Annotated in this window: 20 protein-coding genes; 7 read left to right on the top strand and 13 right to left on the bottom strand. The window is 65.0% G+C overall.

All coding sequences use genetic code 11. The features are described 5' to 3' along the window. Positions 1-178: 178 nt before the first annotated feature. Entirely contained in the window at positions 179-1,237 is a 1,059-nt protein-coding gene (locus VOM14_RS15635; protein WP_327629624.1) for a glycosyltransferase family 2 protein, read from the top strand. Between the two features lie 28 nt (positions 1,238-1,265). Here the strand turns inward: VOM14_RS15635 and VOM14_RS15630 are convergent, their stop codons facing one another. Continuing rightward, complete coding sequence (locus tag VOM14_RS15630) at positions 1,266-2,291, bottom strand: glycosyltransferase (RefSeq protein ID WP_327629623.1); 1,026 nt, start codon at positions 2,289-2,291, stop codon at positions 1,266-1,268. A 233-nt stretch (positions 2,292-2,524) separates the two neighbouring features. Between VOM14_RS15630 and VOM14_RS15625 the strand changes: the two genes are divergently transcribed. Then, on the top strand, positions 2,525-3,622 hold the full coding sequence (locus VOM14_RS15625) for a glycosyltransferase family 4 protein (RefSeq protein WP_327629622.1): 1,098 nt from the start codon (positions 2,525-2,527) through the stop codon (positions 3,620-3,622). Here the strand turns inward: VOM14_RS15625 and VOM14_RS15620 are convergent. Continuing rightward, positions 3,590-4,888, bottom strand: a complete 1,299-nt coding sequence (locus VOM14_RS15620) for an O-antigen ligase family protein (RefSeq protein ID WP_327629621.1) — start codon at positions 4,886-4,888, stop codon at positions 3,590-3,592. The two genes, VOM14_RS15625 and VOM14_RS15620, sit on opposite strands and share 33 nt — an antisense overlap. 331 nt (positions 4,889-5,219) lie before the next feature. On the opposite strand from VOM14_RS15620, the gene VOM14_RS15615 reads away from it, so the two are divergent. After that, a complete protein-coding gene (locus VOM14_RS15615) occupies positions 5,220-6,065 on the top strand; it encodes a glycosyltransferase family 2 protein (protein WP_327629620.1) in 846 nt (281 codons plus the stop codon). A 65-nt stretch (positions 6,066-6,130) separates the two neighbouring features. Here the strand turns inward: VOM14_RS15615 and VOM14_RS15610 are convergent, their stop codons facing one another. Next, the gene (locus tag VOM14_RS15610) at positions 6,131-6,451 is read right to left on the bottom strand and encodes a hypothetical protein (protein ID WP_327629619.1); all 321 of its coding nucleotides are present in this window, start codon (positions 6,449-6,451) and stop codon (positions 6,131-6,133) included. A gap of 205 nt (positions 6,452-6,656) precedes the next feature. Between VOM14_RS15610 and VOM14_RS15605 the strand changes: the two genes are divergently transcribed. Further along, on the top strand, positions 6,657-7,580 hold the full coding sequence (locus VOM14_RS15605; protein ID WP_327629618.1) for a recombination-associated protein RdgC: 924 nt from the start codon (positions 6,657-6,659) through the stop codon (positions 7,578-7,580). A gap of 137 nt (positions 7,581-7,717) precedes the next feature. Here VOM14_RS15605 and VOM14_RS15600 read toward each other — a convergent pair whose 3' ends face one another. The 3 genes from VOM14_RS15600 to VOM14_RS15590 all read right to left on the bottom strand — a co-directional run bounded on the left by VOM14_RS15600 (position 7,718) and on the right by VOM14_RS15590 (position 10,527). Continuing rightward, positions 7,718-8,191 carry a VOC family protein gene (locus VOM14_RS15600; RefSeq protein WP_327629617.1) on the bottom strand — a complete coding sequence of 158 codons (474 nt, stop codon included), beginning with the start codon at positions 8,189-8,191 and terminating at the stop codon, positions 7,718-7,720. Between the two features lie 34 nt (positions 8,192-8,225). Next, positions 8,226-8,690: a VOC family protein gene (locus VOM14_RS15595; protein WP_327629616.1), complete on the bottom strand. Its 465-nt coding sequence runs from the start codon at positions 8,688-8,690 to the stop codon at positions 8,226-8,228. A 145-nt stretch (positions 8,691-8,835) separates the two neighbouring features. Beyond that, positions 8,836-10,527: an SH3 domain-containing C40 family peptidase gene (locus VOM14_RS15590; protein WP_327629615.1), complete on the bottom strand. Its 1,692-nt coding sequence runs from the start codon at positions 10,525-10,527 to the stop codon at positions 8,836-8,838. A 143-nt stretch (positions 10,528-10,670) separates the two neighbouring features. Between VOM14_RS15590 and VOM14_RS15585 the strand changes: the two genes are divergently transcribed. The 3 genes from VOM14_RS15585 (at position 10,671) to VOM14_RS15575 (ending at position 13,492) form a co-directional block, all read left to right on the top strand. Then, the gene (locus tag VOM14_RS15585) at positions 10,671-11,093 is read left to right on the top strand and encodes a TOBE domain-containing protein (RefSeq protein ID WP_327629614.1); all 423 of its coding nucleotides are present in this window, start codon (positions 10,671-10,673) and stop codon (positions 11,091-11,093) included. Positions 11,094-11,215: 122 nt separating this feature from the next. After that, the gene (locus VOM14_RS15580; protein ID WP_327629613.1) at positions 11,216-11,719 is read left to right on the top strand and encodes a GAF domain-containing protein; all 504 of its coding nucleotides are present in this window, start codon (positions 11,216-11,218) and stop codon (positions 11,717-11,719) included. Positions 11,720-11,776: 57 nt separating this feature from the next. Beyond that, complete coding sequence (locus VOM14_RS15575; RefSeq protein ID WP_327629612.1) at positions 11,777-13,492, top strand: EAL domain-containing protein; 1,716 nt, start codon at positions 11,777-11,779, stop codon at positions 13,490-13,492. A 2-nt stretch (positions 13,493-13,494) separates the two neighbouring features. Here the strand turns inward: VOM14_RS15575 and rng are convergent, their stop codons facing one another. The 7 genes from rng to purD all read right to left on the bottom strand — a co-directional run bounded on the left by rng (position 13,495) and on the right by purD (position 20,159). Further along, complete coding sequence (gene rng, locus VOM14_RS15570; protein ID WP_327629611.1) at positions 13,495-14,964, bottom strand: ribonuclease G; 1,470 nt, start codon at positions 14,962-14,964, stop codon at positions 13,495-13,497. A gap of 9 nt (positions 14,965-14,973) precedes the next feature. Continuing rightward, the gene (locus VOM14_RS15565; RefSeq protein WP_327629610.1) at positions 14,974-15,603 is read right to left on the bottom strand and encodes a Maf family protein; all 630 of its coding nucleotides are present in this window, start codon (positions 15,601-15,603) and stop codon (positions 14,974-14,976) included. A 174-nt stretch (positions 15,604-15,777) separates the two neighbouring features. Beyond that, positions 15,778-16,248 carry a 23S rRNA (pseudouridine(1915)-N(3))-methyltransferase RlmH gene (gene rlmH / locus VOM14_RS15560; protein ID WP_327629609.1) on the bottom strand — a complete coding sequence of 157 codons (471 nt, stop codon included), beginning with the start codon at positions 16,246-16,248 and terminating at the stop codon, positions 15,778-15,780. Positions 16,249-16,295: 47 nt separating this feature from the next. Then, positions 16,296-16,751: a ribosome silencing factor gene (rsfS, locus tag VOM14_RS15555; protein ID WP_327629608.1), complete on the bottom strand. Its 456-nt coding sequence runs from the start codon at positions 16,749-16,751 to the stop codon at positions 16,296-16,298. A 4-nt stretch (positions 16,752-16,755) separates the two neighbouring features. Then, positions 16,756-17,496, bottom strand: coding sequence for a nicotinate-nucleotide adenylyltransferase (locus tag VOM14_RS15550; RefSeq protein ID WP_327629607.1), 741 nt, complete (start codon positions 17,494-17,496; stop codon positions 16,756-16,758). Between the two features lie 38 nt (positions 17,497-17,534). Continuing rightward, positions 17,535-18,458, bottom strand: a complete 924-nt coding sequence (gene hemF, locus VOM14_RS15545; protein WP_327629606.1) for an oxygen-dependent coproporphyrinogen oxidase — start codon at positions 18,456-18,458, stop codon at positions 17,535-17,537. Between the two features lie 402 nt (positions 18,459-18,860). Further along, a complete protein-coding gene (purD, locus tag VOM14_RS15540) occupies positions 18,861-20,159 on the bottom strand; it encodes a phosphoribosylamine--glycine ligase (RefSeq protein WP_327629605.1) in 1,299 nt (432 codons plus the stop codon). Positions 20,160-20,196: the final 37 nt, after the last annotated feature.

Here is a 20,196-nt window from a genome sequence, read left to right as displayed (position 1 = left end):
AAGGCCGCGCTGGTCCGTCCCCGCTCCGCGACGCTCCCTTACAGATCCTTCACAACGGCCCGTTTAGTCGGTTTTGCCGGGCAGTGTTGTGTTTTCGACGCATTTTGTTTGCGCTTTTCCTACATTGACAGCATTCTGACGGCCGTCACCATTCCGCGCGACGGAAATTCCTCAATACATGCACCCCGACGACATCTCCAGCGAACCGCTCGTTTCCATCGCACTGGCGACATATAACGGCCGAACCTATCTGCCGGAGTTGCTGGCTTCGCTGGAGGCGCAAAGCTGGGCGAATCTCGAAGTGGTGGTTTCCGACGACGCTTCCACCGACGGCACGCCCGAGCTGCTCGCCGCCTACACCGGCCGCGTTCCGGTGCGGCTCGTGGCAAGCGGCGAGCGCGTGGGCATCGTGCGCAACTTCGAGCGCGCGCTCGCGGGCTGTCGTGGCGAGTACATCGCGCTCGCCGATCAGGACGACGTGTGGGCGCCGGAAAAGGTGACGGATCTGATGCGCGAGCTGCGGCAAGTCGAAGCGAGGCGGGGTCAAACCACATCCGCCCTGGCGTTCTGCGATATCGAACTGGTGGACGCGTCACTGTGCTGCCTGTCGAAGTCGCTCTTCGACATCACCGCGAAGTCGCGCCGCGCCGAGCGTCTGCGGGATTTTCTGCTGAGCAACCACGTGCCGGGCTGCGCGATGCTGGTGAATCGCGCGACGCTCGACCGCGCGTTGCCGTTTCCGGCGGGCATCGTCATGCATGACTGGTGGCTCGCGATGGTCGTCGCGTCGTTCGGCGAGATTCGTCACGTGGCCGCGCCGCATCTGAAATATCGGCAACACGAGCGCAACGCGGTCGGCGCGAGCGCGACCAACCAGCGGCCAACGAGCGCCGCGCGCGGCGAATGCGGCGCGGCCGCGGCCGAGCGGCGGGGCGCGAGCCGGCGCCGTCAGATCGACGGCATCGCCGATCAGATCCGCCTGTTCGCGCGCCGCTTCGGCGCGGAACTGCCGGCCGACGCCCGCGAAGACATGCACGCGTTTTCGCGCGGCATCGAAAATTGGCGCGGCGCAATCGAATTCGTCATGATCAGCCACACCGGCGAGACCTTCGTGCGCGCATTGAAGATGATGCGGCGGCTGCGCAAAAGCGTGCTCAGCTTCGGCGTGGACGGTCATTGCCCGTCATTCGGTCAGCGGCTGCGCCGTCGGCGTCGCGCGCCGCGCAGCGCTTCTTGAGACTTGCTGAGACTTTCTCAGGCTTTCCTTACCGGCGGTTCTTCCGCAACGCCCGCTTCAGCCACAGCCCCGGCGCATAAACCGCTGGACAGCTCGCATACAGAAACATGCGGATGCGCAGCCCCACCTTGACTTCGGCACTGCGCGCGAGCAATCCCGCGCGTTCGCCGAGGCTGCGGGCCTCGAACATCGCGTGAATGAACTGTTCGCGGGCGAGCTTGGGCGCCATCGCCGCGCGCATCCGTTCGCCGACGCCGGCAATCTCCGCGTCGCGCTGCAATTGCGCGAGTTCCACGAGTCCGTAACGGTTGCTTTGCCGCATGCGGGCGATGAGTTCATCGACCGATGCATAACGGCGCTTGCGCGACAGGCCGCCGCGCCGGTAGCGCACGAGCGGCTCGCGCAGGCTCGCCGCGCCGCCTGAGAGAATCGCGCGCAGCACCATGATCTGATCTTCGGCGGCGGCGCCCGGCAGCATCGGCCCGAAGCGCTCGACAAGCCGCCGCGACCACGTATGCGCCGCGCCGACCAGCCACGGGCGCGTGTTCAGCCAGTCGTCGAAGCTGCGATAGCGGTCCAGTTCGGTCGGGCTCACGCGTTCGTGGATTTCACCGGCTTCGTCCATGTCGGCGAGATCCGTGGCGATCAGGTCCGGCTGCCGGTCGCGCGCGAGCCAGAAATCGACCACGCGCTCACAGCGGGTCGGCAGCGAAATATCGTCGCCGGCGGCAACGAACAGCAGCTCGCCGTTCGCCATCTGCGCGAGTTGTGACAGGTGGGCGCTGATGCCCTGATTGGCCGCGTTGCGGCGCACGATCACGCGATGCGGGCCGTCGTAGCCCTGGACGGCTTTTTCAATGGCGGCGAAGGTGGCGTCGCGGGAGGCGTCGTCGGAAATGATGATTTCGAGCGGCTGATAGGTCTGCGCGAGCGCGCCGTGCACGGCGTCGGCGATCTGCTGCTGCTGGTTGTATGCGATCAGCAGAATCGACACCAGCGGGCGTTCCGCGGCCGGCGCTGCAAAGGAAGAGGGGGACGACGGGCTGGCGGTCATGAAGTCGGCAAAGGTGCGGTTGGGCTCGATTCTAATCGGTGACAGGACAACCGCGACGAAACGGCAACGCATCGGCAACGCATCGCAACACAACGGTGGCGCATCGGTGGTGCATCGGTGGCGTAGCGGCGTCCCGCGGATCGCCCACACGCATCCTTTACAATTGCCGCTGCCCCGAAAACTGGCGCGCGCGACGCTTTTTGCCGCCGCTGCGCCTCACCGAGACCCGATCCTTGTCCGAGCCGATTCACCCAACCCTCACCGACATCGCGCTGACCGCGCAGGCGCTGAAAAACAGTGGCGGCGCCGAACGCTACACGCGCGACGTGATCGCCGGTTTGCATCGGATGGGCGTGCGGCCCACGCTTTATGCACGCGAAATCGACCGCGCGCTGCCCGAGGCCGCCTGGGTCGACGCGAGGCCGCTGAGCGTGCGCTGGGCGCCGCGCAAGCTGCGCAATCTCGCATTCGACTGGCGTCTGAAGCAGCGCCTGAAACGCCGCCGTCCCGCGTGCGTTTTTTCGATCAATCACTCGACGCATGCCGACGTCGCGTTGTGCGGGGGCACGCATCCGGGCTCGCTGGAAGCGGCGGGCCGCGCGGCGCGCCGCAGCGACGTATGGCAGATCGAGCTGGAGCGGCGCGTCTACACGCAGGCGCGTTCGATCGTCGCGCATTCGCAATTGATGAGCCGCGAGTTGCAGCGTTTTTACGGCGTGCTGGCCGAGCGCATCGACGTGATTTATCCGCCGGTCGACACGGAACGCTTCCAGCCGCTCTCCGAGGACGCGCGCGTGGCCGTGCGCCGGCACTTTCACCTGCCCGAAGACCGCGTGATTTTCGTGTTTTCGTCGACCAGCCATGAACGCAAAGGCTATCCGCTGCTGGAGGCCTTCTTCTCGCAGACCACGCTGCCGGTGTGTCTCGCGGTCGCTGGCCGGCCGGTGCCGAAAACCAGCGACACGATTCGCTACGTCGGTTACTGCAACGAGATCGGGAAGCTCTTCGCGGCGGCGGATTTCACCGTGGTCGCGTCGGCGTACGAGCCGTTCGGGCTCGTCGGCGTGGAATCGGTCATGTGCGGCACGCCGCTTGTGATCGCCGACAACGTCGGCTCGGCGGAAACCGTGACGGGCGCCGCGAAGATCGAGTTCTCGCGGCAGTCGGCGGGAAGTTTCGAGCGCGCCATTCAGGAAGCGGTCGAGCGGGTGCGGCAAGGCCGCGCGAGGATTGCCGATCCGCTGGCGAATCTCGTCTACGACCCGGGCGTCGATGCCCACGTCGCCGCGCTTTACGCGCTATTCATGCGCAGCGGCACGCGCTCCGTCTGACGTGCCGGGCGCCAAGGCTTCGGCCTCGCGCAATTCGCGCTTGCGCGCGTCGATCACGGCGAGAAAGGTCGCACTCAGCAGCGCGAGCAGCACGGTCACCATGATTGGCACGAGCACGTCGATGGTCAGCCCGAAGATCACCGTGCTCGACGCTACCGCCAGCCCCGCATAGGAGGCGGCGCGAATCGCCGCATCGGCCGAGCGCCGGTGGCGCCAGAAGTACACCGAGCTTCCATAGTAGAAAAGCAGCAGGCACGCCACGCCGACCGCGCCCATTTCGGCGAGCGTCGAGAAAAAGTCGCTATGCGCGCGCTCGTTGACGATCTCGCTTTTCACTTCGCCGTGTTTGGCCATCGTGCCGAGTTCGTTCGCGAGGTGGCCTTTGCCGACACCGTAAATCGGATGATGCGTAAAGATCATGCGCGAAGCGTCCCACAACTGTAAGCGCAAGCCCACGGAGGTGTAGTCCTTGCCTTGGTGCAGCATCGAGAAATCGGTGGTTACCTGGCTTATACGTTTCTGAATACGTTCCGTGGAAAGCAGCGCGCCGCCCGCAATCACGATCGCGAGCGTGGCGACGAGGAGTCGCTTGCGATGCGCGAACCATTGATACTGCATGCCGAGCAGCACCACGAACACGGGCAGCGCCAGCCAGCCTCCGCGCGTGCCCGACAGATACGACGCGTAGCCGCCCGCTGCCAGCGCGACGAGGCGCGCGCCGGCGACGAGCCAGTCGCGTGGACCATCCCAGCCAAGCGTGAACACCGACAAAAACGCCAGCAGCAAAGCCGTATCGCCAAATGGAATGGCATTCGTGTAGGAATTATTCAGACGATTCGCATCGGTCCAGCCGCCGACGGGCTGGTCGATCACCGCCCAGATGCCCACGGCAAGCGCGCCGGCCGCACAGCCCCAGCCAATTATCCGAAGCTGCCGTGAGGGCAACTGCCGCAACAGCAGAAAGATGGGCAGCGCTAGCACGAAGCGCGACAGCGCGTCGAATTGACGAGGCAGCCAGTAGCCGAACAGCAGTTGCTGAATGCCGATGCCGACGATAAACGCCAGCATCCCGGCAGTGAACCACGGGTAACTGCGCAAGCCCGAAAAATAGCCCGGCACACGTCGGTTCGCGACGGCAGCGCCCAGCGCCAGAGCGAGAATTGCGAAGAAACAATAACCGGTGCCGCCGCGCCACACGAGATTGACCGCGGGCGCCAGAAACAGCAGAGCGGTGGTGAGCCAGAGCAGACTGGGTGCAAAAATCATAGGGCGACAAGTTGTATTAACACTACCGTTCCGGATGGAACTGCGAAGGGCCGGTTCCATCATTGCGTTGTTTTTAAGACGGCAGGGCGATCGGAATTATAACCGTGCGCCGCCTTGCAAAATGCTTGCTGGCACACTCGGTAAGAACCTCGTGTTGGGCCGCGTCTGCACCTGGCCGCCGCTTGCGCGAACGCGCGCGGCGCAACGCCGCCTAAAGTCCCTTATCGCCGCATTTGCCGGGCGGACGGGCGCGGACGGTACAATCCCCGCCAAACTCATGGCCGGCGCGCGGACAGAACCGCGCCCGCACCCAGCCCAACGGACCGACTCGATGTTCTCAATCATCATCCCGACCTGGAACAATCTGCCTTACCTGCGCCTCGTGATCGAAAGCTTGCGGCGCCATTCGACGCACTCGCATCAGATCATCGTGCACGTCAACGACGGCTCGGACGGTACCTTGGCCTGGGTCCGCGACGAGGGGCTCGAACACACGGCGTCGCCGGGCAATATCGGCATCTGTCACGCGGTGAATATCGCGGCGGCGCGCGCCACGCGCGACTACATCGTCTACATGAACGACGACATGTACTGCTGCCCCGGCTGGGACGACGCGCTTGTGAAACGCCTCGCGCAGATGCCGGCGGACAACCTGTTCATGCTGTCAGGCACGATGATCGAACCGGTCGACTCCGGCAATCCCTGCGTGGTCGTGCAGAACTACGGCCGCGACGTCGAGAATTTCCGGGCCGACGAACTGGTTGCCGCGACGCCGAAGCTCGTGCGCGCCGACTGGCGCGGCGCCACGTGGCCGCCCACGCTCGTGCATCGCGACTGGTGGCACAAGGTGGGCGGCTATAGCAGTGAGCTGAGCCCCGGCATGAGCAGCGACAACGATTTTTCGATGAAGCTCTGGGACGCCGGCTGCCGCGTGTTCCTCGGCGTCGGCGACAGTCTCGTTTATCACTTCCAGCAAAAGAGCACGGGCAAGATCGTGAAAAACGACGGCCGCCGTCAGTTCCTCAACAAATGGGGCATGACGCAAGCCACCTTCGACCGCTACTTCCTGCGGCGCGGCACGGCGGTGGTGGGTGGCCCCGCGGTGAGCGATCCCGAGCGCACCGGCGCTCTGCGGCGCGCGCTGCTCAAATCGCGTATCAAGCGGGCGCTGGGCTGAGGCGGCTAGACCGTCTGCGCCGATGCGCGAGTGCCGACTCGCAACGTCTCGCGCGTCCGCGCGCGTCAAACCCCGCCTGTGACCAGTGGCAGCACCGTCAAATCTGGATGCGTGCCCTCGACGATGCTGCGGCCCACATGCACGCCTTCGTACAGCGCGTCGTCTCTCGTCGCGAAACTTTCCTCGCCGTCCGCGTGGAAGGGCACCACATGCCCGGGAATCGACGGGTCGGCGCCCGGATGACAGACGTAGCCCACGTACGTGTAGCGCATATCCGCCGCGCTTGGCGCATGTGCGTCGTCTGATGCGTTTATTTGCGTGGGCGCTACGTGAATCTCGAAGCCCTCGTATTCGACCATTTGCCAGGGTGCGGTTTCGTCGGCCATAGCCGCCTCCGTCTTCGTCGCGTATATCGAAAAGTCTAGGTGATTTCATCGGGTATCGCGCTCGCACGCGGATACGGCAAAACCACTACGCTTGCCATCCAATGTTCCGACAAGCGCTAGCGGACATCGGCCAATCGGCATAGGCCGTCGCGCGGTTCGCGCTGTCATATAAAATGACGCGCTTTGCCCGTTAGACACCTCGCCCATGTGGTTCAAAAACCTACAGCTTCACCGTCTTCCCGCCCCGTGGTCCGTCACCGCGGAACAAATGGAAAAGTGGCTTGCGCCGCACGCCTTCGCACCTGGCAATACGATCGAGATGAAAAGCCACGGCTGGGCGTCGCCGCGCGATAACGATTCGCTCGTCTACGCGCTGAACGGCCAGATGCTGCTCACGTTTCGCGCGGAAAAGAAGCTGCTGCCGGCATCGGTCGTCACGCAGGTGACGAAGGCGCGCGCCGCCGACCTGGAAGAGCAGCAGGGTTTCAAACCCGGCCGCAAGCAGATGCGCGAACTCAAGGAGCAGGTCACCGACGAACTGCTGCCGCGCGCCTTCAGCATTCGCCGCGATACGCGCGTGTGGATCGACTGCCGCCACGGTTGGCTCGTGATCGACGCGGGCTCGCAAGCGGTTGCCGACGAAGTGCGCGGCCTGCTGGTGAAGTCGATCGATCAGTTGCCGCTCGGCACGGTGCGCGTCACGCAATCGCCGGTCGCGGCCATGACCGATTGGCTGCTTTCCGGGGAAGGGCCCGCCGGTTTCACCGTCGATCAGGACACGGAACTGCGCTCGCCGACGGAAGGCAACGCGACGGTGCGTTACGTCGGACATGCTTTGGATGCCGAAGATATGCGCCGTCATATCGAGGGCGGCAAGCAATGCATGCGGCTCGCCATGACGTGGAACGACCGCGTGTCGTTCGTGCTCACGCCTTCGTTGACGATCAAGCGCATCGCGCCGCTCGACGTGCTGAAAGAAGCCAGCGATCCGAGCGCGCAGAACGACGACGAACGCTTCGACTCCGACGTCACGCTGATGACCGCGGAACTCGACCGCATGCTGGGCGATCTGCTCGATGCATTGGGCGGCGAACAGTCCGACGCGATGCCGCAAGCGGCAGCGGCTTGAACGTGCCCAACTGCGGCGTCTTCGCGAAAAGCGGTTAGTGCGTCAATGACTTGCGGAGATTGCGGGATAGTTATGCACAGATTTATGAACGGATTCTGTGGGTAACTTTCCCGCCGCCAGGCGACCAGACTATATGGCTACTCCCCGCGATACGCCCGCTCCAACTCCGCAAGATCGAGTTTCACCATCTTCATCATGGCCTGCATCACGCGGCTCGCTTTCGCGCTGTCGGGATCGCGCAGCATCGTCATGAGCGCATCGGGCGCGATCTGCCACGACACGCCGAACCGGTCCTGCAGCCAGCCGCATTGCCACGGCGTGCCGCCGTCGCAGAGCTTCGCCCAATAGCTGTCGATTTCTTCCTGCGAACGGCAATGCACGAAGAGCGAGATCGCCGGAGTGAACGGATATTGCGGGCCACCGTTGAGCGCCATGAATTCCTGGCCTTCGATTTCGAACGTGATAGCCAGCACGTCGCCCTTCGGGCCGGGGCCCGCGTCGGCGTAATGCAGCGTGGTGGCAATCCGCGAATCGGAAAACACGGACGTATAGAAGCGTGCCGCTTCTTCCGCATCGCCGTCGAACCACAGGCACGGCGCAATCTTTTGCATGACGATCTCCTCCGTTTTTCGCGGACGGCCAGCGTTACTTCATCGCGGCCATGGCTTGCTGGATCTGCTCGACGCTCAGATCGCGCTTGTGCGTGGCCAATGACCAGCTATGGCCGAACGGGTCCTTCAACTGGCCGTAGCGGTCGCCCCAGAACATATCGGCGACAGGCATCTTGACGGTCGCGCCGGCCTTCACGGCCTGCTCGAAACTGGCGTCGACATCTTCGACGTAGTGATGGATCGTCACCGGCGTGCCTTGCAGGTGATTCGGGCCGAACACCTGGTGATCGGGCCATTCGTCGGTGAGCATCAGCATCGAATCGCCGATTTTCAGGCACGCGTGCATGATCTTGCCGCCGGGCCCAGGCAGGCGGAATTGTTCGACGGCGTTGAAGGCTTTCGTATAGAACGCGATGGCTTCCGCGGCGTTCACGCAGATCAGGTACGGCGTGAGCGAGTGCATCCCGTCCGGGATCGGTTTGACAGCGGGGCTCGTCATGACGGCGACTCCTTGAAGTAACAGGTTCGTGGATAGAAGGTCCGGCTGTTTCAGCCGGGCCTTCAACGTTACGACGAGTACGTGGCCGCCGGATCGACACTCCGAAAAAAATATTTTCGAGCCCGCGCGCGCCTGCTGTTGGCGCTCAGCCCGCGGGATTGTCTTCGTCGGCGGGGGCGGCGGGCGTGGAACCCGGCGACGGCGCCGCCGCGCCGGCCGTGGCGCCCAGAATGCTGATCTGGAAAGTCGGCGTGCCCGCAAGGGATTGCAGCGTCGCGTCTTCGGGAATGTGCTCGAAGAGCGGCAGAATCACCGAGCCGCCGATCACCGCGCGCCGGCTGTTGTCGGCCGGGCGCAGCCCCCACACATCCTGATAGACGACCGGCACCGCGACGCCGTTGCGCGTCGTATTGCCGATGTAAAGCATCACATGTCCGCCGATGTAGATCAGCGTGCGCAGCGGCTCGCCGTGCTGAGCCAGATAGTCGAGCCGTTGCGGGGGCGTGGAGCCGGACAGATCGATCATGCGCCCGGCGTTCATCTGCGTGGACGAATGGCGCGGCAGCCATACGCCGAAAGCCGCGAAGATGCTCTGCAACTCCGACGAACAGTCGTTGTACAAGCCGCTGTTGCCCCAGCCGTAAGGCCGGCCGATCAGCATTTTCATCAGCATCGCGAGATGGCGCGGTGTGGCGGCGAGCGGCATCGGCGCGATTTGCGCGTCGCCGAGTTCGGCTGGGCGGACGAGCGCCTGACCTTCCGCATCGCGTGCGGGTACGAGGACTTCGCGCGGCGTAGAGGCGTCGGCCGCCACGCCGGGGTCGCTTGCGTTGGCTTGGGCGTTGGCGTTTGCGTTTGCGTTTGCGTGCGCCGCGTGCGTGGCGTTGGCAGCGTGCGCCGCCGTGCCCGCCACCGCCGATCCCCCCGACACCAGCGGCAGCAACGTCCCCGCCGGCGCGTCGAAGCGAAACACGCCGCGGCTGTCGCGCACCGGCGCCGAGGCCACGATCACCGCGCCGAGCGACTTCGCGCTCGCGGCTCGCCATGTATCGACAAAACGCTCGCTCGCCATGCCGACGCCGTCGCTGCGCACCCAGCCCTGCACATCCGGCGTCTGCACGTAACGCCACGCGCCGTCCGCGCTCTCGCCCAGCACATACAGCGGCGTGCCGGGGCGCGCGGCCGAGATCTGCAGGTTGTCGAACGGATAGCCCTCGCCGGCGAGACGGTGGTCGTAGAACGACGGGTCGATGGTCGGCAGTTCGCGCACCATCAGATTGGTCGTGGCAATCGCGCGTCGCGCCGGCTGATAGACGGGCGCCACGGTAAATTGCGCGACGTTCATGTTGCGCGCGATGGCGTCGATCCACGCCTTGTCGTGCGGACGGAAATTCTCGCCATAACCGACGGCCGCGCCGCTCTTGTCAGAATTGTCGAACCGCGCGATGCGCCGCTGTTGCAGCGCGGCGATGTCCGCGCCTTGCTGACGATAGACGCGCGTCTGCACATACGCGGAATTCCATGGCGAGGGCGCGCTCGCGCCGGTGCCGAAGTAACGCGCGTACAGCGCGGTGAAGTGCGCCTGCTGGTCGGCGGGATTCAGGAACGGCCGGTCATAGCCGGGGCTGTCGGGTTTCAGCCAGTGATCGACGTTCTGGTCATAGGCGCCGAGCGGAAAGAGCGCGATCGTGTCGGCGGCCGCGCGCGCGCCGTGTGTCTGCGACAGGCTGCTGCACGCGGCGAGCGCCGCGCAGGCCGCGAACAGAGCGCAGAGCGCCGAGGCGCGCCATGCGGTGGGCCACGCGCGGGCAAAGCGGGAAGGGACGGCTACAGGCATGAGTTCGGCAAAGAAAGTCCAAGGCCACGATGATACGGCGTCGCACGGAAATGGGCAGCACGCGTCGCGCGCTGCATTAAACTTGAGCGATTCGCCACGCCCATGCTTCGAGCATTTTTAAACCGACTACGAAGGAGCACGACATGCAAACGAGCGCACGCAATCAATTCGCCGGCGAAGTGGTTCAGGTCAAGCCGGGCGCCGTCAACGACGAGGTCACGCTGCGCACGGCGGACGGCCTCGAGATCGTCGCGATCATCACGCACGGCAGCGCCACGACACTCGGCCTTGCGGCGAGCAAGAAGGCCTTTGCGCTGGTCAAGGCTTCGTCGATCATCGTGATGCTCGACGTATCGAAGAACCAGGTGTCGGCGCGCAACTGCATCGCGGGCACGGTGTCGGCGGTCACGAAAGGCGCGGTGAATTCCGAAGTCGTGATCGGCGCGGGCAGCGCGCAGATCGCGGCCATCGTGACCAACGAAAGCGCCGAGCGTCTGGGTCTCGCAGCAGGCAAGGCGGCCACGGCGATCTTCAAGGCGTCGAGCGTGATCGTCGGCGTGGAGTGATGGTCGCGCTACAGGCGCGTCCTAGGCGCGTCTTAGCGGCGGCGCCAGGCTGAAGCGGACAACCGCTTGCTTTACACTGGCCACTTTGTCGCTCCACTTTCCGCTTTCATCACGGACCCCTCATGTTCGAAGTTTCCTCCGCCTCGCATTTGCCCAAGGGCGCGCATTACGAAGAACTCGTCGCGCAAGCCCGCGCGCTTCTCGCCGACGAAACCGACTGGATCGCCAACGCGGCGAATTTCTCGTCGTTCGTTTTTCATTCGCTGAGCGATCTGAACTGGGCCGGCTTCTACTTTCACGACGGCCACGAACTCGTGGTCGGGCCTTTCCAGGGCAAACCGGCGTGCGTGCGGATCGCGCTCGGCAAAGGCGTGTGCGGCACGGCGGCGCAAACGCGTCAGACCCAGGTCGTGCGCGACGTGCACGAGTTTCCCGGTCATATCGCGTGCGATTCGGCGTCGCAATCCGAAATCGTGGTGCCGCTCGTCGCGCCCGACGGCACGCTGATCGGCGTGTGGGATGTCGATAGCCCGATCCCCGCGCGCTTCGACGAAGAAGACGCGAAGGGCATGGAAGCGCTGTGCGCGGTGTTCATCGAAGCAGCGCTGCCGCGCGCGCCGCTGTAGTCGCCCACCCAATCGCCGGCACAGTCGCCGACAACTCCGAAAAACAAGGCCGGCGCGATGCAAGATCCTGCCTCTGCCGCGATGCCGCCGCGCGACGCCGTTCTCGCGGCGGCGCCCTTCGGCATGTTCGTTTGCGACGGCAACGGCACGTTCGAGTCCGTCAATGCCGCGCTCGAAAAACTCACGGGATTGACGGCCGAAGAAATGATCGGCCGGCGCAGCTTCGAGTCGCTGCACGATCCGGCCGAGCTGGCGAAACGCCGCGCCGAATGGCCGGCATTGGCGGCGATAGGCGCTCGCTACGAGGGCGAATGGACTTATCTGCGACGCAGCGGCACGCCGCTGCGCGTGCTGCTGGCGCTGTCGCCGCTGCCGGCGTTGTTGGCGTTACCCACCGCATCCGGGCATCGCGCGAGCGCGGCGCGTTACGTCGGCACGGTCGTGGACATGACGCGTTATGCGCAATCCGAAGCGCGCCTCTGGTATGTCTCGCATCATGACGGCGTGACGCGTCTGCCGAATCAGACGCTTTTCACCGAACGTCTGGAACTCACCATCGCGCGCTGCCAGCGCAATCGCAGCGCATTTACCGTGCTGATCGCCGAACTCGATCACTTGCGCAAACTGCGCGACGCGCTCGGCCTGAACGCGGCCGAGCTGGTGTTGCAGATTGTCGGCGAGCGGCTGCGCGGCCTGTTTCCGAACGACGGCACGATCGCGTCGATCGGCGGCGCGCAGTTCGCGTTGCTGATCAACGAAACCGGCTCCGCAGCCGATGCATTCGCCGCCGAGGCGCTCGGCCGCATCGCCGAATCGATCGACTACGCGGGCACGGCGCTGAACATCACCGCGAGCATCGGCATCGTCGCGTATCCCGACGACGGCGGCGACACGCCCACGCTGATGCGCCGTGCGGGCGTGGCGCTTTCGGCGGCCGCGGCGGTGAGCGGCAATGCGGTGCGGCGTTTTTCGACCGCGCTCGAAGGACAGGCGGCGCGCCGCTTCCAGATCGAGACGATGCTGCGCGAAGCGCTGGAGCGTCAGCAGTTGCATCTCGTGTATCAGCCGCAGGTGACGCTCGCGAATGGGCGCATTGCGCAAGTGGAAACGCTGCTGCGCTGGAATCATCCGCTGCGCGGCATGATCAGTCCGGCGGAGTTCGTGCCGGTCGCCGAGGAATCGGGGCTGATCGAACAGATCGGCGAGTGGGTGATTCGCACCGCGTGCCGCGAGGCGGGCAAACTGTTGCGGCTCGCAGGCAGCCTGCCGCGCGTCGCGATCAATGTGTCGCCACAGCAGTTCCAGCGGCCCGATCTGTTCGAGACGATCCGCGAGGCGCTTGAGCATGCCGCGCTCGATCCGTCCTACCTCGAAGTGGAAATTACCGAAGGCGTGCTGCTAGGCGACACCGAACAGGCGCTGCAAACGCTGCACGCGCTGCGCGAACTAGGCGTGGAAGTGGCCGTCGACGACTTTGGCACCGGCTATTCGAGCCTCGCGTATCTGACGCGTTTTCCGTTGAACCGGCTGAAGATCGACCGCTCGTTCGTGACGCGCATGGGGAGCGATCCGCAGTGCATGGCGCTGGTCGGCGCGATCATCGCGATGGCGCATGCGCTGAAGCTGCGCGTGACCGCCGAGGGCGTCGAAACGCCGGAACAGGCCGCGCAACTGCTGGCGCTCGGCTGCGACGAGGCGCAGGGGTTCTGGTTTTCGCGGCCGGTGACGGCCTCGGGGCTGCGCAATCTGTTGGGGCCGTTGAGTCAGGTGTGAGCCTACATCAGCACAATGTCGTATTGCTCCTGACTCAAATTCGATTCCACCTGCAACGACACCGGCTTGCCAATGAAGTCGATCAGCATCGCCAGATGCTGCGACTCTTCTTCCAGAAACAGATCGATCACCTGCTGCGACGCGACCACGCGAAACTCGCGCGGATTGAACTGCCGCGACTCGCGCAGAATTTCGCGCAGCACGTCGTAGCACACGGTACGGGGCGTCTTCACTTGTCCCTTGCCCTGGCAAACCGGGCACGGCTCGCACAACACATGCGCAAGCGATTCGCGCGTGCGTTTGCGCGTCATTTCCACGAGCCCGAGTTGCGAGAAACCATTCACGGTCACGCGCGTGCGGTCGCGCGAGAGCGCCTTCTTCAATTCGCCGAGCACCTGGTCGCGATGCTCGGCGTTTTCCATATCGATGAAGTCGATGATGATCACGCCGCCCAGATTCCGCAGCCGCAGTTGACGCGCAATGGTGTGCGCCGCTTCGAGGTTCGTCTTGAAGATGGTGTCGTCGAAATTGCGCGCGCCGACGTAGCCGCCCGTATTCACGTCGATGGTGGTCATCGCTTCGGTCTGGTCGATCACGAGATAGCCGCCCGACTTGAGATCGACGCGCCGCGACAGCGCGCGCTGAATCTCCGACTCGATGTTGTACAGATCGAAAAGCGGCCGCTCGCCCGTGTAGTGATGCAATTTCGCCGAGACGGCCGGCGTGAATTCGGCCGCGAAATCGGCGAGCATCTGATAGGTCTCGCGCGAGTCGACCTGAATGCGCGACGTTTCGTCGTTGACGAAATCGCGCAGCACGCGTTGCGCGAGATTCAGATCCTGATACAGCAGGCTCGTGGGCGGCATGCGCTGGCCTTGCGACAGAATTGTTGCCCACGTCTTGCGCAGATAGGCGACGTCGGCGGCCAGTTCCTCGCTCGTTGCATCTTCGGCAATGGTGCGCACGATGTAGCCGCCTTTTTCATCGGCGGGCAGCACGGCGGTCAGACGCGCGCGCACCGCTTCGCGTTCGGCTTCGCTTTCGATTTTCTGCGAAATGCCGATATGCGGTTCCTGCGGCAGATACACGAGCGTGCGCCCGGCAATGCTCACTTGCGTGGACAGCCGCGCGCCCTTGGTGCCGATCGGATCTTTCACGACCTGCACCATCAGCGTCTGACCTTCGAACACGATTTTTTCGATCGGCTGATGCGGCGTTTGATGCTGCGGCTCGCCGGCAAGGCGCGGGTGCCAGATGTCGGCTACGTGCAAAAACGCGGCGCGTTCGAGACCGATGTCGATAAACGCCGACTGCATGCCCGGCAGCACGCGCACGACCTTGCCGAGATACACATTGCCGACGCGCCCGCGCGACAGCGTTCTTTCGACGTGAAGTTCCTGGACGGCGCCTTGCTGGACGAGCGCGACGCGCGTTTCCTGCGGCGTGACATTGATCAGGATTTCTTCATTCATGGTGTTGTTCTAGAAGTCGATGCGCGCTGCACGCAGGAGAGCCGCGGTTTCAAAAAGCGGCAAACCCATGATACCTGAATAGGACCCGTCGATATGTTCGATAAACTCCGCGGCGCGCCCCTGCACGCCGTAGGCGCCTGCCTTGCCGAGCGGCTCGCCGCTCGCGGCATAGCGGCGGATCGCGTCTGCGTGCAGCGCAGCAAAGCGCACCTTCGACACGGACAGCGCGGCCGGCAATAACTCGCCGTTCGCATCGACCACGGCAACGGCGGTCAGCACTTCGTGCGCGCGGCCCGCGAGCCGCGTGAGCATCGCGACGGCGTCGTCGGCGTCGAGCGGCTTGCCGAGAATCGCGTCGTCGACGGTGACGGTTGTATCCGCAACCAGAATCGGCCGCGCAATATGATCGCCGGCGACGAGGCGTGCGCGCGCCGCGCGCGCTTTGGCCACGCAGACGCGTTGCACATAGTCGCGCGCGCGCTCGCCGGGCAATTCGGCTTCGAGCGCTTCGGCGTCTTCATCGGGGCGCGGCAACAGCAGTTCGAAGCGCGCGCCGATCTGTTGCAACAACTCCTGACGGCGTGGACTTTGCGACGCCAGATAGACGAACGGATGCAGCGAGGCGGCGGACGTGGACATGAAGAGGTCTCGTTGAAACGGATGGCATGAGCGCGCGGCGAACCGGCGAGGCGTCGGGCGGCGCGTCAGGAATCGCGCGCAAAAGCAGTCTGGACGACGAGTCGAACGCGCGCCACGAAAGCGCGGCAAGAAAGCGCCCGGCGCTGAGCGCGCCGTGCCTCCGCCCGCGCTCGCTCACGCGCGATGATACGGATGATTCTGCGTAATGGTCCACGCGCGGTAAAGCTGTTCGGCCAGCAGCACGCGCACCATGGCGTGCGGCAAGGTGAGGCTCGACACGCGCAGCAGCATGTCGGCGCGCGCCTTCAGTTCGGGATCGAGACCGTCGGCGCCGCCAATCAGAAACGCGACGTCGCGGCTGTCCTGCTGCCAGCCGGGCAGGGCACCGGCAAGCTGCATCGTGGTCCAGTCCTTGCCGCGTTCGTCGAGCGCGACGATGCGCGCGTTCTTCGGCAACGCGGCTTCGATTTTCAGACGCTCGGCGGCCATCACGCTTTCCGCCGGACGGCCCGACGAACGTTGTTCCGGCTTGATCTCGCGCAACTCGATGCGCAGCTCGGGCGGCATGCGCTTCGCGTATTCGTCGAAGCCCGTCGCGATCCAGTCGGGCATCTTGTGACCGACGGCGAGAATATGCAGTTTCATGGACGCTTCTACCGATCCGCTCGCGAACTTCTAACGCGCAACGCCGCTCACTTGCGGCGCGCGGCCGTCTTGCGCGCCGGCTTCTTGGCGGCGGGCGCGTCTTCGTCCTCGTCTTCCTCGTCGGGTTCGCTCGAACGGGCGCCGCCGAACGGATCGGGCGTGGACAGCTTCAGGCGCACCGGCTTGTCGCCCCAGATTTCCTCGAGGTTGTAGTACTGGCGCAGCGCCGGTTGCAAGATATGGACGATCGCGTCGCCGCAATCCACCAGCACCCATTCGCCGATGTCCTCGCCCTCGGTGCTGACGATGTCGCCGCCGGCTTCCTTCACGCCTTCGCGCACGCTGGAGGCCAGCGCCTTGGTTTGCCGGTTCGACGTGCCGCTCGCGACGATCACGCGATCGAACAGCGCGGTCAGGTGGCTGGTGTTGAAAACCTTGATGTCTTGCGCCTTGACGTCTTCGAGAGCGTCGACGATCACGCGTTGCAGTTTGCGAATATCCATGGGGTTACCGGTGGTACAGATGATGTTGAAGAATGTAGTCCCACACCGCGGTGGGGACATGGCTTGCGGCCTGATCCTGAAGTTCGCCACCCACGTGGGCGAGCCGCTGGCTCACCTGTTCGCGCAGATGCGCGCGAATGTCGGTGGCCGAGACGTTGAACGCGAGCGTGGTGTCGATCAGCAAGTGGCCGCACGGCGTGGCTTGCAGAACGTCCGCGCCGGCGCGGCGCGCGTCGATTTCCCGCGCGAGTTCGGCCGGAATCGACGCGAGATCGAAACCGGGCCGCGTGGCCGCGCAGATGTGCGCGAAGTCGAACAGGCGCCGCCAGTCGCGCCATGTGTCGAGATGCACCAGCTGATCCGCGCCGATCAGCAATGCAATGGAAGCGTCGTTGCCTTCGCGTTCGCGCCAGCGCTGCAGCGTATCGACAGTGTACGTCGGACCTTCGTGGTGGATTTCGTCGGTCGCGACGCGCACCGTGACGCCCGGCAGCTTCAGTTCGCTCGCCGCCGCGCGCGTCATGGCGAGACGATGCACGGCCGGCGACACGTCGGCTTTCTGCCAGGGCTGGCCGGCCGGCAGCAGCACCAGTTCGGTCAGGTGCAGCACGTGGGCGAAACGCCGCGCGAGCGCGAGGTGGCCGTCGTGGATCGGGTCGAAAGTGCCGCCGAGCAAACCGATCCGGCGAGGCAGCGCAACGGGATGAGCGTTCGGCTTCAGGTGAAGTTCCTTTGTCGTCGCCACGTGTGCGGCGGTGCGGCCCTGACGGCTGTCACGGCCCGTCACACCCACTCGCGCGGCACGAGAAAATCGCTATAGAGGCGCGCTTCCGGCGTGCCCGGTTCGGGATGCCAGTCATAGCGCCAGTTCACCACAGGCGGCATCGACATCAGGATCGATTCGGTGCGTCCGCCGCTCTGCAGCCCAAACAGTGTGCCACGGTCGAAGACGAGATTGAACTCGACGTAGCGCCCGCGCCGGTACGCCTGGAAATCGCGCTCGGCCTGGCCGTACGGAATGTTGCGGCGCTTTTCGATGATCGGCAGGTACGCTTTGAGGAATCCCTCGCCCACGCTTTTCAGCATCGCGAACGATTGATCGAAGCCCGGCGCCGAGAAATCGTCGAAAAAAATCCCGCCGATGCCGCGCGGCTCGTTCCTGTGCTTCAGGAAAAAATACTCGTCGCACCAGCGCTTGAAACTCGGGTACAGCTCCGCGCCGTAAGGCTGGAGCGCGTCGCGGCAGGTGCGGTGAAAATGCTGCGCGTCTTCCTCGTAGCCGTAGTACGGCGTCAGATCCATGCCGCCGCCGAACCAGAACACCGGCGCTTCGCCCGCCTTGGTCGCGACGAGCAGACGCACATTCATGTGCACGGTCGGGCAGTGCGGATTGTGCGGATGCAGCACGAGCGACACGCCCATCGCTTCGAAACCGCGTCCGGCCAATTGCGGCCGCGCGGCGCTCGCGGAGCCCGGCAGCGCTTCGCCGGCGACATCCGAAAAGCCGATGCCCGCGCGCTCGAAGAACCGGCCGCCTTCCAGAATCCGCGTGCAGCCGCCGCCGCGCAGCTTTTCGCCGGGCGCGCGCTGCCAGGTGTCCGTGGCGAAGGGCGTGCCGTCGAATGCGCCCAACGTGTCGGCGATATGCGTTTGCAGGCCTTGCAGCCAGGTGCGCACGGCTTGTGCGTCGTAGCTCGATTCGGTCATCAATGCGGGTGCTGGGAGCGGCAGGTGAGTGCCGCAGGTTCGTCGTGAAGATTCGCGCCGGATTTCGGGGATGCTGCTGCTCAAATCACGGCCGCGTGGCCGGTTGCGGTTGCCCGCTGCGGTTGCCCGCTGGGGTTGCCGACTGCGGCTACCGGCTGCGGTTGCGGTTGCCAACTACGGCTACCAGCCGCCCGGCGGCTTGCGCCGAGGCTCGACGGCGCCGCGCGACGGCACCCTGGCGCGAATTTCGAAGCCGCTCCGGGCGCCGCCTGCAGCGGCACGCGTGCGCCGGAAGCGCCGCTGCCAACCCGAAACCCGCAGTGTAGCGCCGTTGGCGCCGCGCATACGGACCAGAGCAGGCCAGCACGGGCCGGCGCTGGCCCGTGCGCGGCTAGCCAGGCCTTAGTGCTTGCCTTCCGTCTTGGCGTCGTGCTTGCGGTTCAGCGCGCGATACCCGATGTCACGCCGGTACTGCATGCCGTCGAACGAAATCTGGTTGATCGTTTCATACGCGACCGACTGCGCGCTGCGCACCGAATCGGCCAGACCGACCACGCACAGCACGCGGCCGCCCGAGCTGACGAGCTTGCCGTTCGTGATCGTGGTGCCCGCGTGGAACGTGACCGAATCCGCGGTTTCGGCGGGAATGTCATTGATGCGGTCGCCCTTGCGCGGCGTGTCCGGATAGTTGTGCGCGGCGAGCACCACGCCGAGCGCGGTGCGGCGATCCCACTCCAGTTCGACCGTATCGAGCGTGCCGGCGATGGCCTGCTCGACCACCTTCGAATAGTCGCCCTTCAGACGCGCCATGATCGGCTGCGTCTCGGGGTCGCCCATGCGGCAGTTGAATTCGAGCGTTTTCGGGTTGCCTTGCGCGTCGATCATCAGGCCCGCGTACAGGAAGCCGGTGTAGCGGATGCCTTCCTTCTCCATGCCGCGCACGGTGGGCAGGATGATTTCGCGCATCACGCGCGCATGCAATTGCGGCGTGACGATCGGCGCGGGCGAGTAGGCGCCCATGCCGCCGGTGTTCGGGCCCAGGTCGTCGTCGAGCAGACGCTTGTGATCCTGGCTCGACGCGAGCGGCAGCACGTGCTTGCCGTCGACCATCACGATGAAGCTCGCTTCCTCGCCCGCGAGGAATTCCTCGATCACGACCCGCGCCCCGGCGTCGCCGAGCTTGTTGTCCGACAGCATCATGTCGACGGCGGCGTGTGCTTCTTCCAGCGTTTGCGCGACCACCACGCCCTTGCCGGCGGCGAGGCCGTCGGCCTTGATCACGATCGGCGCGCCCTTTGCATCGAGATAGGCGTGCGCGGCGGCGACGTCGGCGAAGGTTTCGTATTCGGCGGTCGGAATGGCATGGCGCTTCATGAACGCCTTCGCGAAATCTTTCGAGCTTTCGAGCTGGGCGGCTTCTCTGGTCGGCCCGAAAATCTTCAGACCGCGCGAGCGGAACAGATTGACGATGCCCGCCGCGAGCGGCGCTTCCGGCCCGACCAGCGTGAAGGCGATCTGTTCTTTCTCGACGAAATCGGCGAGCGCTGACGGCTCGGAAATGTCGACGTTGCGCAGACGCTCGTCCTGAGCGGTGCCGCCGTTGCCGGGAGCCACGTAGACGAGCTGGACCCGCGGCGATTGCGCGAGCTTCCATGCGAGCGCATGTTCGCGACCGCCGGAACCGACGACGAGTAACTTCATGTGAATCCCCGAGACTTTAAAAACCAAAAACGGCGCA

It is taken from the genome of Paraburkholderia sp. MPAMCS5, assembly GCF_036016995.1.
GTDB lineage: Bacteria > Pseudomonadota > Gammaproteobacteria > Burkholderiales > Burkholderiaceae > Paraburkholderia.
Note: the sequence above shows the minus strand (reverse complement) of the source record. Positions and strands in the feature narration are given on the sequence as shown.